The sequence below is a fragment of the Maricaulis sp. ABE4_448 genome (genome assembly GCF_056160825.1).
In genome coordinates this window covers 128,845-142,552 of record NZ_JBSWXX010000001.1, presented here as the reverse complement: position 1 = coordinate 142,552, position 13,708 = coordinate 128,845, and the positions used below count along the sequence as shown (strand labels likewise).

The 13,708-nt window shown below is 63.9% G+C and carries 16 protein-coding genes and 1 tRNA gene; 5 read left to right on the top strand and 12 right to left on the bottom strand.

All coding sequences use genetic code 11. The annotated features are described in order from the left end of the window. Positions 1-15: 15 nt before the first annotated feature. From ACXAJV_RS00740 to ACXAJV_RS00725, 4 genes are all read right to left on the bottom strand, one after another. The gene (locus ACXAJV_RS00740) at positions 16-624 is read right to left on the bottom strand and encodes a hypothetical protein (protein ID WP_475080793.1); all 609 of its coding nucleotides are present in this window, start codon (positions 622-624) and stop codon (positions 16-18) included. A gap of 333 nt (positions 625-957) precedes the next feature. Then, complete coding sequence (locus ACXAJV_RS00735) at positions 958-1,626, bottom strand: LolA family protein (protein WP_475080791.1); 669 nt, start codon at positions 1,624-1,626, stop codon at positions 958-960. 81 nt (positions 1,627-1,707) lie between these two features. Beyond that, positions 1,708-2,400 carry an HAD family hydrolase gene (locus tag ACXAJV_RS00730; protein ID WP_475080788.1) on the bottom strand — a complete coding sequence of 231 codons (693 nt, stop codon included), beginning with the start codon at positions 2,398-2,400 and terminating at the stop codon, positions 1,708-1,710. A gap of 66 nt (positions 2,401-2,466) precedes the next feature. Beyond that, positions 2,467-4,881: an FtsK/SpoIIIE family DNA translocase gene (locus ACXAJV_RS00725; protein WP_475080785.1), complete on the bottom strand. Its 2,415-nt coding sequence runs from the start codon at positions 4,879-4,881 to the stop codon at positions 2,467-2,469. Between the two features lie 107 nt (positions 4,882-4,988). On the opposite strand from ACXAJV_RS00725, the gene ACXAJV_RS00720 reads away from it, so the two are divergent. After that, positions 4,989-6,263, top strand: coding sequence for a UbiH/UbiF/VisC/COQ6 family ubiquinone biosynthesis hydroxylase (locus ACXAJV_RS00720; RefSeq protein WP_475080782.1), 1,275 nt, complete (start codon positions 4,989-4,991; stop codon positions 6,261-6,263). Here ACXAJV_RS00720 and ACXAJV_RS00715 read toward each other — a convergent pair. The 6 genes from ACXAJV_RS00715 to ACXAJV_RS00690 form a co-directional block, all read right to left on the bottom strand. After that, positions 6,260-6,778 carry a DsrE family protein gene (locus tag ACXAJV_RS00715; protein WP_475080780.1) on the bottom strand — a complete coding sequence of 173 codons (519 nt, stop codon included), beginning with the start codon at positions 6,776-6,778 and terminating at the stop codon, positions 6,260-6,262. The two genes, ACXAJV_RS00720 and ACXAJV_RS00715, sit on opposite strands and share 4 nt — an antisense overlap. 55 nt (positions 6,779-6,833) lie before the next feature. Next, positions 6,834-7,787: a Gfo/Idh/MocA family protein gene (locus tag ACXAJV_RS00710; protein ID WP_475083262.1), complete on the bottom strand. Its 954-nt coding sequence runs from the start codon at positions 7,785-7,787 to the stop codon at positions 6,834-6,836. Positions 7,788-7,832: 45 nt separating this feature from the next. Then, positions 7,833-8,135, bottom strand: a complete 303-nt coding sequence (locus tag ACXAJV_RS00705) for a gamma-butyrobetaine hydroxylase family protein (protein WP_475080778.1) — start codon at positions 8,133-8,135, stop codon at positions 7,833-7,835. Next, positions 8,135-8,335: a Trm112 family protein gene (locus ACXAJV_RS00700; protein WP_348509460.1), complete on the bottom strand. Its 201-nt coding sequence runs from the start codon at positions 8,333-8,335 to the stop codon at positions 8,135-8,137. The genes ACXAJV_RS00705 and ACXAJV_RS00700 overlap by 1 nt, the downstream gene beginning before the upstream one ends. 11 nt (positions 8,336-8,346) lie before the next feature. Next, on the bottom strand, positions 8,347-9,261 hold the full coding sequence (gene trxA, locus ACXAJV_RS00695) for a thioredoxin (RefSeq protein WP_475080775.1): 915 nt from the start codon (positions 9,259-9,261) through the stop codon (positions 8,347-8,349). A gap of 159 nt (positions 9,262-9,420) precedes the next feature. Next, a complete protein-coding gene (locus ACXAJV_RS00690; protein ID WP_475080772.1) occupies positions 9,421-9,942 on the bottom strand; it encodes a prolyl-tRNA synthetase associated domain-containing protein in 522 nt (173 codons plus the stop codon). 120 nt (positions 9,943-10,062) lie between these two features. Here ACXAJV_RS00690 and ACXAJV_RS00685 point away from each other — a divergent pair. Continuing rightward, positions 10,063-10,137: transfer RNA gene (locus ACXAJV_RS00685), tRNA-Gly, on the top strand. Between the two features lie 128 nt (positions 10,138-10,265). Here the strand turns inward: ACXAJV_RS00685 and ACXAJV_RS00680 are convergent. Together ACXAJV_RS00680 and ACXAJV_RS00675 are read right to left on the bottom strand one after the other, a co-directional pair. Then, entirely contained in the window at positions 10,266-10,652 is a 387-nt protein-coding gene (locus ACXAJV_RS00680; protein WP_475080770.1) for a helix-turn-helix domain-containing protein, read from the bottom strand. A 7-nt stretch (positions 10,653-10,659) separates the two neighbouring features. Continuing rightward, complete coding sequence (locus ACXAJV_RS00675; protein ID WP_475080767.1) at positions 10,660-11,646, bottom strand: LysR family transcriptional regulator; 987 nt, start codon at positions 11,644-11,646, stop codon at positions 10,660-10,662. 354 nt (positions 11,647-12,000) lie between these two features. Here ACXAJV_RS00675 and ACXAJV_RS00670 point away from each other — a divergent pair, with 354 nt between their 5' ends. Genes ACXAJV_RS00670 through ACXAJV_RS00660 form a run of 3 tightly spaced genes read left to right on the top strand, consistent with a single transcriptional unit; the run spans position 12,001 to position 13,528 of the window. Continuing rightward, entirely contained in the window at positions 12,001-12,360 is a 360-nt protein-coding gene (locus tag ACXAJV_RS00670) for a hypothetical protein (RefSeq protein ID WP_271187199.1), read from the top strand. Further along, a complete protein-coding gene (locus tag ACXAJV_RS00665; protein ID WP_475080764.1) occupies positions 12,357-12,980 on the top strand; it encodes a GNAT family N-acetyltransferase in 624 nt (207 codons plus the stop codon). Before ACXAJV_RS00670 ends, ACXAJV_RS00665 begins: the two co-directional genes overlap by 4 nt. Continuing rightward, on the top strand, positions 12,977-13,528 hold the full coding sequence (locus ACXAJV_RS00660) for an isochorismatase family protein (protein WP_475080762.1): 552 nt from the start codon (positions 12,977-12,979) through the stop codon (positions 13,526-13,528). Before ACXAJV_RS00665 ends, ACXAJV_RS00660 begins: the two co-directional genes overlap by 4 nt. Positions 13,529-13,708 lie beyond the last annotated feature (180 nt).

Genomic DNA, 13,708 nt, shown 5'->3' with positions numbered 1-13,708 from the left:
TCGGCCGGGCGGCGGTCAGAGAATATTGTAGGTGGCGCCGGCCAGGCCGACCGGCCAGCGGCCGCGGGCGAACAGGCGCCAGCGTGCCAGGAAGGGGTGGGGTGGCTGATCGTCCTCGGCCTCGGCGAGCACCACCAGAACGGCGCCATTGGCCGCCTGGGCCAGGGCGCCGGCCGCCGCATGCACCAGTCCGATATCCTCGACATCCGCCAGTGCCGCGGCCTCTTCGACCGCATCGCGGGCCGTATCGCCGGTCTTCTGGGCCACCAGGGTGAGGGCGGCATGCACCGCTTCCTCGTCCAGCCGTTCGAGGACGCGGGAAACCAGGCCGGTGCGCAGCATCTCCTCGGCTTCCCAGCCCATGGGGTCGCGGTCCTGGGATTCGGCGGCGCCGGCGGCCTCGTCCCAGTCCGACAAGAGGGCCGGTTCGGCTTCGGGAAAACCCAGCCCGTCCAGATAGGTTCGCGCCAGATCATGCTCGCGCGCGTCCAGCGGCTCGCCCAGACGGGAGAACCAGGTATTGGCGTTGAGGCTCTCGGCAAAGGCCCGGGCCTTGTAGAGCAGCGGAATTTCTTCGAGCAGGCGCGGGATATCCGCGCCCTCGTCTTCGTCCTGGAAATGCATGCACCGTATTTAGCGATCCGGGCCTGTCTTTGACAGGGGGAAGGTGTGCCGCGAGGGTTCGCGAATGATGGCAACCTGAAATGACGGGAGGCTGAAACGAAAGGCGCCCGGTCTCGAGGGGGGAGAGACCGGGCGCCAAGCCGTGCGCATGTCTTTTTACAGCGCAGCGCCGGGAGGGGATCAGTCCGGCGCGACCGAGAAGGGATCTGCAAGCGGGGGGACGACGCCGATCCATTGCCTCTCAGTCAGCGTATCAATAACGCCACATCGTCCGGATTTCTGCAAATAAAAAATGAGAAAGGATTTGCCTGTGGCAGAAAAACATCAACCAATTTACCGGTTGCGCCGCGAATCCCGGCGGTCTTCCGGCTCCGGAATGACAAACAGGCGCGGGTTCAGCCGCATGCCGGTCTCGACATTATTCAGGCTGACCCGGGTGATATCGCCCATCGCATCGGTCACGAACCACTCGCGCAGCTCATAGCTGGGCTCGGCGAAGACAAACATGATCTCGCCCGCCATTTCCTCGCTCGGGTCGCGCAGCGTGACATAGAGAAAGCCGAACTCGCTCTCCATGCCCACCAGTTCGGCGTCACGGGCGATATCGATATCCTCTTTCAGCAGCCACCAGAGCGGTGTCGAGCGCAGCGGACCACGATCGACGGTTTCCAGGGCGCTGTCCTCGATCGCGACCGTGGTGCCGTCGGCAATGATGCGGATCGGCGTCGGCTCGTCATACTCGAAGCGCAACCGGCCGGGACGGGACATGGCCAGCTCGCCGGTCGCCGCCGAGCCGTCCGGTGCGACCTGCACGAAATCGGCGCGCAGGGTCCCGATACCGTTGAGATAGGCATTGATACCGGCCAGCGCCGCCTCGCGGTCGAGACTGGCCTGCGGTGCTGCGACGGCCTCTTCGGCTGCCGGTGTTTGCACAGCCTCGGCGGGAGCGTCGGCCGCGGGGTCCTGCTGAAGCAGGGCGAGGGAGAAAAGCAGAGCAATCATGGGCGCAAGCTGGCCCGGGATTTGGGCGCGAGCAAGGCCTGGATGTTCATTCTTCCGTCAGCCCGCTGCCATCGCTGCAGCTCAGCGCAGCGCCTCGAGCAGGCGGGGCAATCCGCCCAGATCGCCGATCTCCCGGAAGCGGGGGTGTTCGGCGGGTGCTTCGGCATGCTCGAGCGCCCAGGTCAGCCCGTGCGGCACGTGAACGCCCCAGCTGCCCGCCTCGATCGCCGGCACCACATCCGAGCGCATCGAATTGCCGATCATCATCGCGCGGTCGGCGCCGTCGCCATGCCGGTCGAAAATCGTCCGGTAGATGTCCGGGGTCTTCTCCGAGACGATCTCGATCCCGTCGAACAGGTCGGCCAGACCGGACGCCGCAATCTTGCGCTCCTGGTCCATAAGGTCACCCTTTGTGACGATTATGGTGCGGTAATGGGGGCTCAATGCTTCCACTGTGTCACGCACATGGGGCAGTAACTCGACAGGGTGCTCCAGCATGTCGTGACCGGCATCCAGGATCTGCCGGATCGTGCTCGCTGGCACCCGGTATTCCGTCACCTCGACCGCTGTCTCGATCATCGAAAGGACGAAACCCTTGATGCCGTAGCCATAGCGTTTGAGATTGCGCCGCTCCGCCTCCAGCAGCCGCTCCGACAGGTGATCCGGGTCCGCGAAATCGGCCAGCATCGCCGTAAAGCTCTCCTCCGTCAGACGGTAAAAGCGCTCATTGTGCCAGAGCGTATCGTCGGCATCGAAGGCCAGGGTGGTGATCATGACAGTCGCGCTCCGGATTGCTGCGGGCGCGGGAAAGTGACCGGCCTTGCACCGGAAGGCAATGCCCTAAACCCCGTCATTCTCCGGCAGGAAAATCTCGCGGCGGCCGGCGTGGTCGGAGGGGCCGATCATGCCCTCGTCTTCCATGCGCTCGATCAGGGTGGCCGCACGGTTATAGCCGATCTGCAGGCGGCGCTGGATGTAGGAGGTCGAGGCCTTGCGGTCGCGGGCGACAAGAGCCACAGCCTGGTCGAACAGCTGGTCGCCGGAACCTTCATCGCCCGTGTCGAGACCGGGGATACCATCCTCGTCATCATCGCTGCCCGCGGTCACGGCCTCGATATATTCGGGTGGCGCCTGTTTCTTCAGAAAGGCAGCGATTTCCTCGACTTCACGGTCGGAGACAAACGGGCCGTGCAGGCGGCGCACGCGTCCGCCCGAGGCCATGTACAACAGGTCGCCCATGCCCAGCAGCTGTTCCGCACCCTGCTCGCCGAGAATGGTGCGGCTGTCTATCTTCGAGGTGACCGAATAGGAGATCCGGGTCGGGAAGTTGGCCTTGATCGTGCCGGTGATGACGTCCACCGAGGGACGCTGGGTGGCCGTGACGAGGTGAATACCCGCAGCGCGCGCCATCTGCGCCAGGCGCTGAACGGCGGCCTCAATCTCCTTGCCGGCGACCATCATCAGGTCGGCCATCTCGTCGATCACCACGACGATATAGGGCATTTTCTCAGCAGGAATCGTCTCGGTCTCGTAGACCGGTTCGCCGCTTTCCCTGTCATAGCCGGTCTGGACCGTGCGGGAGAGTTCCTCGCCGGTCTTCAAGGCCTCGGCGACGCGCTCATTGAAGCCGGACACGTTGCGAACGCCGATCTTGGACATGCGCAGATAGCGGCTTTCCATCTCCCGCACCGCCCACTTCAGGGCGACGACGGCCTTTTTCGGATCGGTCACGACCGGGGTGAGAAGGTGCGGGATGCCGTCATAGACGGAGAGTTCCAGCATTTTCGGGTCGATCATGATCATCCGGCAGTCTTCCGGCGGCAGCCGGTAGAGCAGGGAGAGGATCATCGCATTGATACCCACCGACTTGCCCGAACCCGTGGTACCCGCGATCAGCAGGTGCGGCATGCGGGCAAGGTCGGCCACGAAGGGCTCGCCGCCGATCGTCTCGCCGAGAGCAAAGGGCAGTTCCGCTTTGGCGTCCTCGAAGGCCTTCGAATTGAACAGGGCGCGCAGATAGACGGTCTCGCGCTTGGGGTTGGGCAGTTCGATACCGATCGCATTGCGGCCAGGCACGACCGCGACACGGGCGGCCATGGTCGACATCGAGCGCGCGATATCGTCGGCAAGATTGATCACGCGCGAGGACTTCACACCTGGTGCAGGCTCGAACTCATAGAGCGTGACGACCGGCCCCGGGCGCACCTGGACGATCTCGCCCTTCACACCGAAATCGGACAGCACGCCCTGCAGCAGCTCGGCATTCTGGCGCAGGGACATCTCGTCGACTGCGTCATTGCGCACCGACGGTTTCGCCAGAAGGTCGAGCCGAGGCAGTTTGAACCCGTCGGTCTTGACGAAGGGCAGCGCACCCTGCGCCTCGCGGACATCGCGGTCGGACTGTTTCGCCCTTCGGCCCGGCGCCACCTTCACAGCGCTTGAGAGCTCGGCTTCCTCGGATCGTGCCCGGGCGGTGGCCGGTGCCGGCGTGTCATCCGCGGCCCGCATGGCGCGGCGCAGGACCGGCTCCTCGCGCACGGGACGGTGATCCTCGTCGTCCGGGCCGTCATCGCCCGAGAAGCCTGCAATCCGGCCGTGTAGAGCATCCAGCCAGACGCGCACCGTCGCCCAGGCCAGTCCCGCGGCATCGACGGCCGCCGCGATATCGCGCGAACGCAGGCCGAAGGTCAGGAAAATACCTGCAATCGACAGGAGGAGAGCAAAGCCCGCCGCCACCCCTGTCGCGCCCGGCAGATCGAAGCGGGCAGGTAGAGCTGCCAGCGTGTTAAGGAAAATATCGCCCATGGCGCCGCCCATGCCCGAGGCGAAGGGCCAGGCATTGGGGACAGGAAGCGCGCTCACGGCGGCTGCGAAACCGGCCGTGCCCAGGGCCGCGAAAAACCAGCGGAAGCCGGCAACCGAACGCGGGCGGGGCTGCGGCGTGCGCCAGACGAGGATCGCGCCCCAGATGGTCAGGGCAATCGCCGGTCCGCCCGCGGCCCAGCCGACCGATTGCAGCAGCATGTCCGACAGGGAGGCGCCCCAGCGGCCCATCCAGTTTCGCACCTCGCCCTCCGCTGCAACATTCCAGCTGGGATCAAGAACATTGTGCGACAGCAGGGACAGTAGCAGGAACAGGCCGGCCGCCAGCATCAGCCCGCCCGCGACAAGATCGTGCAGGCGCAACCGCCAAAGCGGTTTGGCGGCGCGGTTCGTATCCCCGGTGTTGGCGTCGGCGGCGGCTTTGCGGCTCATGAACACCGTCCTAGCGGGGAAGTCTTCCCGCAGGGTAAACAGAAACTGAATGCGCTGCGGCGCTCTGACCGCTTTTCACAGAACTCAAACCCCGTATTCTGCGTTCCATGACAAGCAAACCCCTTTTTGATGGCGATGTCGTGATCGCCGGTGGCGGCCTGGCCGGAATGACGCTGGCCCTGGCCATGGACCAGGCCGGTCTGTCGGTTGCGGTGGTGGATGCGCTGGAATTTTCCGACCAGCTGGCGCCCACTTTTGACGGGCGTGCCTCGGCGCTGGCCTATACCTCCTGGCGCATGTTCGAGGCGCTGGGGGTGGCCGAGCACCTGCGTGAGCATGCCCAGCGGATCGAGCATATCCTCGTCTGTGACGGGCGGCCCTATGGTGGCGACAAGCCCGGCGGCCCGGGACCGCACACGCTGCATTTCGACCGCAACGAGATTTCCGAAGGCCCGGACGGGGAGCCGCTGGGCTGGATGGCCGAGAACCGGCGCTCGCGCCAGGCGCTCGTCAAGGCGCTGCAGGCGCGGCCGCAGATCACGCTGATCGCACCGGCGCGGGCCGATCGCTATGAACACCGCAAGGGCGGGATCGATCTTGTCCTGGCCGACGGGCAACGCCTGTCCGGCAAGCTGCTGGTCGCCTGCGACGGCAAGTTCTCGCGCCTGCGCGATCAGGCACGTGTCCGCACGGCCGGCTGGGGTTATGGCCAGAAAGGCCTGGTGGCGACCGTGCGTCATGCCGAGCCGCACAATGGCACGGCCTACGAGTATTTCCTGCCGTCAGGCCCCTTTGCCATCCTGCCCCTGACTGACAACCGCTCCTCGCTGGTCTGGACCGAGCCGGATGCGATTGCCGATGCGCTCAAGGAGGCTCCGGACGAGGTCTTCCAGGAGGAGCTGGAAGCGCGGTTCGGCGATTTCCTGGGCGATGTCCGGCCGGAAGGTCCGCGTTTCGCCTATCCGCTGGGACTGCGCTATGCCGAACAATTCTGCGATGACCGCATTGCCTTTGTCGGCGATGCCGCGCGCGGCATTCACCCGCTGGCCGGTCAGGGCTTCAATCTGGGCATTCGCGATGCGGCCGCGCTGGCAGAAGTCTGCGGCGAGGCCAGGCGGGTCGGACTGGATATCGGGGCGGTCACGACGCTGCGACGCTATGAAGACTGGCGAAAATTCGACAGTGCCACGCTGGCAGCGGGCACCGACTTCTTCAACCGCCTGTTTTCGAACGATATCGAGCCGATCCGGCAGCTTCGCGGCATCGGCTTGTCGATCGTCGACAGCATCCCGCCGGCGCGCCGTTTCTTCATGCGCCAGGCCGGCGGCGAGACCGGCGATCCGCCGCGCCTCCTGAAAGGCCAGCGCTTGGACGCGGCCTAGAACGGGTTGAGCGTGTAACCGTCGGCCTGCAGCAGAGCGTGAGCCGTCATGGCCGACAGGGACATGGATACGCCCGGCAGGAGATCACTGGCTGAGACGTCGTACCAGACCGCGCTCTGGCCGCAGACGAAGATCTCGACACCGGTCTCCACCAGGGCGGCAACAAGATCGGCATTGGCGCCGGCGCTATCGCGCGTCACATCGTGGACGGCCGTGCCGTGAACCACGATCGCCAGGTGGATGTTCTCGACGGGCACGCCCGCGGCGGCCTGCATGTTCAGGAAGCGCGCTGCAGCGGTCAGCTTGGAATTGAGCTCGCCTTCGGCGGCCTGGTCCTTGGTGTCGAAACTGATCCGGAATTCAGTGCCCTCCGGGATCGGCAGAGCGCCTTCGACAGGGGCAACCGGGCCGAACTCCTCGATGACGGGGCCGGGCGCGAAGTCACCGGGGCCGGCCCAGGCCGTCGCCGCAATCAGGCTGGTCGCAACAAGCGACACGGAAGTGGTAAGAAACATGGCTTTTCCTCAACAGTGCGTGATGCGGCCCGGGAGAGCGGTACGTCGCCCTGTGTCAATATTGCAGAGCAAGTATCCGGTCGCAAACTCGCGCGGTCCGCGCCGCACTTTCGCCGGTAGAAGGATGAGCGGCTCCACCGGTCAGATGCTGCACCATCGCTGCAATATGCGGTTCCTGGATGAACTCCGGATGGGGGATCGTGTGGCTCTGGACACCCTCCGGCGAGCTCAGCACGAGTGGTGCTTCTGCCAGGATGGAAAACTCTATATGGCCGTGTGACCCCGATATCCTCACCTCGTCGATCAATTCACCGGCAGCAAAATTCCAGTGGCCCGAGCCGGTTACCCCGCTTTCATGACGCCAGCATGCGGCTACGGCGTCCGGAACCGGGTAGAGCCCGGCTTGCCGGCTGGTGAATCCCGAGACATCGGCGATAGGGCCGAAAAAGTGATCGAAGAGATCCAGCCCGTGCACGGCAAGGTCGTCGAAATAGCCGCCTGGTGCCTGTCGGGGGTCGACTCTCCATCCAAGGTCGTCGCTCAGGTCCGACGCGGATGGCTTGCGCGTCAGGCTCCAGTGTACGTGGCGTACTGCGCCGATGGCTTCGCTCGTTAGCCAGGCGCGCACGGATTCGAAACGCGGCAGCGAGCGGCGGTAATAGGCAACAAAGAGGGGCAGGCCGGCATCCGAGAAAGCGCGCAGCATGCGATCGGCCTCGGCGTGATTGACCGAAATGGGCTTTTCAACGCAGCAGGGTTTCCCTGCCGCCGCGACCATCAGCGCGAGTTCGAGATGGCTGGCCGGCGGCGTCGCGATATACACCGCATCGACCTGCTCTGACGCAACTAGGTCTCCTGGAGTTTCGTAGACGTGTGGGACCCCATGCCGTGCAGCATAATCCCGGGCTCGATCAGGTGATCGGGACGTCACGGATGTGAGGCGGGACCCCGTGACGCGAGAGAAGGCTGGGCCGCTCTTGCGTTCGGCAACGGATCCGCAGCCGATCATACCCCATCGAATTCCGGTCATCGCGCAGCCTCCAGTCAAAGGCCGCTAGTGCGCGGTTTCACCCAGCGCATAGAGATAATCCCATGTGAAGAGGCCGGAATCATGGCCGTCATCGAAGACGAGACGTACGGCATAGCGGCCGACGGGCTCGGCGGCCGTGACGAGCACATTCTCCTTGCCGGTCACGATCCGCTTTTCGCCAGGGCCATGTCCCTGGACTTCGGCGCTGGGGCTTTCGACCCGCAGGGTCTGGAAGGGGATGGCAAAGCGCTTGCCGTCGTCAAAGGCGACGTGCAGGGCCTTGTCGGCACGGGAGAAACGCAATTGCTCGGGCCAGGGGCGCGCCATCAGTCACGCTCCAGCTTGCGGGCTTCGTCGGGCAGCATGATCGGAATCCCGTCGCGGATCGGATAGGCCAGACCGGCACTGTCCGACACCAGTTCCTGGGCCTTGCGGTCATACTTCAAGGGGCCGCGTGTGACCGGGCAGACCAGGATTTCCAGCAGTTTGGGATCAATCTCGCGCGGTGCGGTCTGGTTCTCGCTCATCGTCTTCTTCCTTACGAAAACAGGATGGCCGACAGGCGGCGGCGGCCCTCGCGGGTCACCTCGCTGGCCGGGCCTGCCGCGTCGAAGACTTTCAGCAGCAGGGTGCGGGCGGCCTGGTCGTTCCACTCCTGATCGAGCGCGGTGATCGCGATCAGCTGGTCGATGGCGCCCTTGTGATCGCCGGCGGCGACCAGGGCCTCGGCGAGCTCGTAACGGGCCTCAAGGTTCGACGGATCCTGCTCGACGCGGCTGCGCAGGGCAGCCGTTTCGCTGTCGTCTGCAGGAGCACCGGAGGCGAGCTCGAGAGCGGCACGCACGCTTTCAACGGCGGGGTCGCCGGCGCGGTCCTCGGGGACGTGGTCGAGAATTTCGCGGGCCTTGTCGGTATCACCATTTTTCAGCCAGACACGGGCCAGACCGGCCAGCGCGCCGGGATGTCCCGGATCGGCCTGCAGCACGGCGGCGAAGTCCTGGGATGCACCACCCAGATCGCCGGCCTCAAGCGCTGCCAGGGCGGTGTCGACCATCGCTTTCAGCTCGGCCTCGCTGGGCCCCTTGCCGGAAATGCGCTGGATGAAGTCCTTGATCTGGCTTTCCGGCAGCGCACCCATGAAACCGTCAACCGGCTGGCCGTTCTTGAAGGCGAAGACAGCCGGGATGGACTGGACGCGCAATTGCTGGGCGATGCCGGGGTTCTCGTCGATATTGATCTTGACCAGGCGCACCTCTCCGCCCGCATCGCGCACGGCCTTTTCGATCACCGGACCCAGTTGGCGGCAGGGACCGCACCAGGGCGCCCAGAAATCGACGATGACCGGGACTTCCCGCGACGGTTCGACCACGTCCTGCATGAAGGCCTGATCGGTGGAGTCCTTCACGATATCGCCTGCCGGCGCGCCTGTTCCCAGGGTCAGATCTGCGCTCATGACCAAATTCCTTGTGTTCGCGTCACCCTAGACCGGGAGGCTTCCGCTTGGAAACCGGCCCGGTCCGGAATGTTCAAAGACACGATGCGGACGGCACACGGACAGTCGCATCGCTGTGTTGTGTCCTAGTTGGCCTTGCCGGCGCTGCGATGCAAGGCGTCACTGCGCCGCGCCTGCCTCTGCGGACAGTGCGTCGAAATCGACAATCTCTACCGGGTGGCCCGTATCCTCGGCGAAGCGGATCAGGTCGGCACAGCTCACCGCGGTCGTGGCGTCATTGGAGAGCGGGTGGAAATTCACCGGGTCGTGGCGCGTCAGGGCCGCGTCGAGCACGAAATGGACCCGCTTTTCGACATCATTGATCAGTGCGAACGCGGTGACGGAGCCGGGCGTTACGCCCAGAACCTCTTCCATCAGCTCCGGCTTGCCGAAGGACAGGCGGCCGCAGTCTAGCAGGCGGTGGAGCCGGTTGACCGGGATCTGCGTGTGGCCGAGCGCAGAGATCAAGATGATCCGGCCCTTCTTGTCGGCAAGGAAGAGATTCTTGGTGTGCCCGCCCGGCATCTTCGCCTTGATATCGCGGCCTTCCTCGACCGTGAACACAGGCGGATGATCGACGGTTTCATGGGCGATACCCAGGGCGTCGAGACGGTCGAAAAGCTGTTGGCGTGTCGCTGGCATGTGCCTGTTGAAGCGCGAGATGCAGCCATGTGCAAGTCGACGGAATCAGGTGCTTGCAATTATCCGGCGTTTGCGCGATATACCCCGCTCCCCGGCGGGGCTTGCCCCCGCACATCGTGAGCGGGCGTAGCTCAGGGGTAGAGCGTCACCTTGCCAAGGTGAATGTCGTGAGTTCGAATCTCATCGCCCGCTCCATTCTCTCCTTCCAGAATAGAGTGTCCGTTTCGGGCCGTTTCCCCAGGTCAGCCCTGCGCCCGCACAAACGAAAAAGACCGCTGCCCGAAGGCGCGGCCTTTCCGGATAATGGATGACCTCGCTGACGCCTAGTCAGCCAGCGAGCGTAGCAGGTCGATGACGCGGCGGCGGACCGTCTGGTCCTTGATGCCGGCAAAGGCCTGGGCCAGGGCAAGACCGTCCGGGCTGGCGATGAAATCGTACAGCGTGTCGGATTCGGGCCCTTTCAGTTCGGAGGAACCATCTTCTTCAAGGCCTTCGAAGAAGTAGGAGACCGGAACTTGCATGACTTTGGCGACATGAAAAAGCCGGCTGGCGCCAATGCGATTGGTGCCGCGCTCGTACTTCTGAACCTGCTGGAAGGTGACGCCCAGCTTTTCGCCCAGCTCGGATTGACTCATTTCCATCAGGCTTCTGCGCAGGCGCAGACGCGCTCCGACATGCTGATCAATACTCGTTGGGCCCCTGGCGCTCATGGCATCCTCACGGTTGTGGTCTAATGATTTCTATGCCGCAGAACTCACGCGGATGACAGAACTCTTCGCGAAACCAAGGATTGTTTCTACGATTGAAGATGTCGACGATCCAGTCGCCAACACACTTTATTCTGCCAATTCCCCGACTGCCGGGCATATATTTGAGCCACACCCTGATGTCCTGATGAAAGTCGTAATCCAGTACTACCAATTCATCGGCATAAAGGGCGGCAAGATAGGTTGGTGCCATGGCGATACCGCCACCATGACGTACCACCTCAAATAACACCGAACTGAGGTCGGTGCGGAAGGAATATTTAATAAGGGTATCTGCTGCCTCGGCTTTTTCGCCCCACAACGAGAGCGAGCGGTCATACTGTTCCAGCGTCGCGAACCTCAGGTTCATGACATCGACAAGGGACCGGGGCGCACCGTAGGTTTCAATGAATTCCCGAGACGCTACAGGCATATAGTGCAGGGTGGCCAATAGCTCGGCCTGCGTGTCCATCGTCTTTTCTGGTACGAAGGTGACGGCCAGGGACGAGGCATTCTCCCCCGTCGCAGCCGAGTGATCGCCGAGCAGTTTCAAGTCGATTGCCGGATGGGTTCGCTGGAATTCCGGCACATGCCTTGCGAGCCAGAAACTGGACAGCCCGTCGGGAGCGCGCAGCGACACTTCGCCTTCCATTGCGTGGTCGCGACCGGCAATCTGGCTCTCGAGCTGATGTGCGGAGCGCTGCATGGTGAGCACATAGTCGAAGGCATTTTCACCCGCGGGTGTGAGCATGATCCCGCCGGCGTGCCGTGCGATCAGCTGGCTTCCCAGCCGGCTTTCGAGCTGGCGCATGCGCTTGGAAATGGTGGATTGCTGACAGCCGAGCGCCGTGGCGGCTGCACTCATCGACCCCGTCGTCGCCACGGCGTGGAAAATCTGCAGATCGTCCCAGTCGAACAGGTTTCGCCGGAGAAGGGTATCTGTTTCCTGACTATCCACTATTCCAACTTTGCAGAAGTCGCCATCTGGGCGGGATGTTAACCAATGGGCAACCGTTTTGGCACGAGGAGCGCGACGGTGACTCAGGCGACCCACACTAGTCAAACCCGAAGCGGGTTTCAATTTCCCTTGGAGCGGTTGGATCAGGCTTTTACATCAGTGGGTTTCGAGCCTGTCAGCCTCGACAGGATCGACACATTCCATGCGCTTGCAGACGCCCTGATCGAGGGCGAAATCGCGAACGCAGAAGACATTGCACGCGTTCAGGCTTGGACACAAAGATCGCTTCACATGCGCGTATGGAATGGCACCCCTGACGGATTCGTCGCCTCTATTCCGCTTAGTGAAATTGGCGTGTCTGCGCTGCTCGCTGGCGAGTTCGGCTTCGCCAATGCGCGGCGCGACTGGGTGTGCGGTCTGGACGAAAAGGCAGCCGCGCTCCTGTCCTGGGGGCTGGCCGGACGCACACCGCACGCCCAGGCGGCAGCGCTGCGGGCGCTGCTGGTGGGCTGGCGCGGCTTTTATTCGGATGTACGGGTCTATGCCCGGGCGCGCACAACTGAGGGGCAGGCGCTGATGCGGCGGCTCGGCTTCGAGGAATGTGCAAGGCCGGACGGGGTCAATCCGCTCTATGGCAGCACCGGCTTTCCCGACAAGCTCGGCGCCATGCTGCTGCGGCACAGTATCCTCGGGGACTGGGAGGCGCCGCGATGACGGATGCGACGGACGGGACAGTAATCGACGTCACAGTGGCGCGCACGCTCGACCAGGTCGTCATGGCGATGACGCTGCGCGGCGTCATCTATCTGGGGGAGCAGGAAGCGCCCTATGCCGAAGAGTATGACGGCAATGACCTGGTGGCTGCCTCGCACCTGATTGCATGGAAGGGCCGAGAGCCCGTCGGCGTGCTGCGCCTGCGCTGGTTTGCCGATTTCGCGAAAGTGGAGCGTGCGGCTGTACTGCAGCAATACCGCCGCGACGGTGTGATGCGGGTGCTGATGCAGGAGGCTCTGCGCTACAGCGCCCGCCGCGGCTATCGCCGCGTCATCGGACATGCCCAGCTCAATCGGGTGAAATACTGGCGAACGCACGGATTTCGGGTCCGGCCTGACCGGCCGGAATTCCATTTCTCGGACTATGCCTATGTCGAGATCGAGCGCGAGCTGATCCCGCCGGCCAATGCCATCACGGCGGATACGGATCCGATGGTCCTGATCCGGCCGGACGGCGCATGGGACCGGCCCGGCCCGTTCGACCTGTCGCTCGAACGGCTCGAGGCCGAAAAGGAACAGGCCAGGAAGGACAAGAAGAAATCGGAGGAGGAAGCGGCATGACGAACGCCCACAAACCGGCGCTGACCCTGCTCGATTGCCAGCGTGACCGCGTCGAGGGCCCGGACGGCCGGATCGATGCGGACAATCATGCAGCCATTACCCGGATAGAGGCGCTGCTGCGCCGGGCCCGGGCCGATGGCTGGTCGATCTGCCATTGCCAGCATGCCATGACAGACGGTGAGCGTGCGGATCGTACGCCGGTTCCCGCCCTGCGGCCGTTGACGCGGGAAGCGGTTTTCGTCCGGCGGGGTCTTTCGGCGTTTTCAGACAGCTATTTTCATCAGTTCATGGCGCGCAATACCGGCCGGGACTGTCTTCTGGTCGGATTTTCCGCGCCCTTTTCGATCCTGGCGACGCTGTTCGATGCCCAGACCCGCGACATCTTGCTGACCCTGGTGCCCGAAGCCGTGGGGGCGCTGGCCGTTGCGCCGCGCGATGTCGCGGAAACCCGGGCCTTGGCATTTGATCTGGCGGGTCGTCTGGCGCCTTCACTGAGCCTGGATGCCATCGGCCGCCAGTGGCCACGTCTGGCCGAAACGGCAGGCTGACCCGCTTTCCGGGCCGGGTCGCCGCCGGGCTTCACGAGAGTGTGACGGACCGTGCCCTTGGCGTGGAGAATGTCGCGCGCCATATCGGTTTTCGAACGCGGCGGAAACTGCTGTGTCCGAGCCGGCAATTTTCGACACTGACGGTCTTGGATTCAGTCCCCGCCTTCCTACATGAGTCAC

Bases quoted from the DNA above. Each gene is read 5' to 3' on its own strand.
- ACXAJV_RS00735 (WP_475080791.1), bottom strand. From the start codon at position 1,626: ATGATTGCTCTGCTTTTCTCCCTCGCCCTGCTTCAGCAGGACCCCGCG.
- ACXAJV_RS00715 (WP_475080780.1), bottom strand. From the start codon at position 6,778: ATGTTTCTTACCACTTCCGTGTCGCTTGTTGCGACCAGCCTGATTGCG.
- ACXAJV_RS00740 (WP_475080793.1), bottom strand. From the start codon at position 624: ATGCATTTCCAGGACGAAGACGAGGGCGCGGATATCCCGCGCCTGCTC.
- ACXAJV_RS00660 (WP_475080762.1), top strand. From the start codon at position 12,977: ATGACGAACGCCCACAAACCGGCGCTGACCCTGCTCGATTGCCAGCGT.
- ACXAJV_RS00690 (WP_475080772.1), bottom strand. From the start codon at position 9,942: ATGCCAGCGACACGCCAACAGCTTTTCGACCGTCTCGACGCCCTGGGT.
- trxA (WP_475080775.1), bottom strand. From the start codon at position 9,261: ATGAGCGCAGATCTGACCCTGGGAACAGGCGCGCCGGCAGGCGATATC.
- ACXAJV_RS00725 (WP_475080785.1), bottom strand. From the start codon at position 4,881: ATGAGCCGCAAAGCCGCCGCCGACGCCAACACCGGGGATACGAACCGC.
- ACXAJV_RS00705 (WP_475080778.1), bottom strand. From the start codon at position 8,135: ATGGCGCGCCCCTGGCCCGAGCAATTGCGTTTCTCCCGTGCCGACAAG.
- ACXAJV_RS00700 (WP_348509460.1), bottom strand. From the start codon at position 8,335: ATGAGCGAGAACCAGACCGCACCGCGCGAGATTGATCCCAAACTGCTG.
- ACXAJV_RS00730 (WP_475080788.1), bottom strand. From the start codon at position 2,400: ATGATCACCACCCTGGCCTTCGATGCCGACGATACGCTCTGGCACAAT.
- ACXAJV_RS00720 (WP_475080782.1), top strand. From the start codon at position 4,989: ATGACAAGCAAACCCCTTTTTGATGGCGATGTCGTGATCGCCGGTGGC.
- ACXAJV_RS00665 (WP_475080764.1), top strand. From the start codon at position 12,357: ATGACGGATGCGACGGACGGGACAGTAATCGACGTCACAGTGGCGCGC.
- ACXAJV_RS00680 (WP_475080770.1), bottom strand. From the start codon at position 10,652: ATGAGCGCCAGGGGCCCAACGAGTATTGATCAGCATGTCGGAGCGCGT.
- ACXAJV_RS00710 (WP_475083262.1), bottom strand. From the start codon at position 7,787: ATGATCGGCTGCGGATCCGTTGCCGAACGCAAGAGCGGCCCAGCCTTC.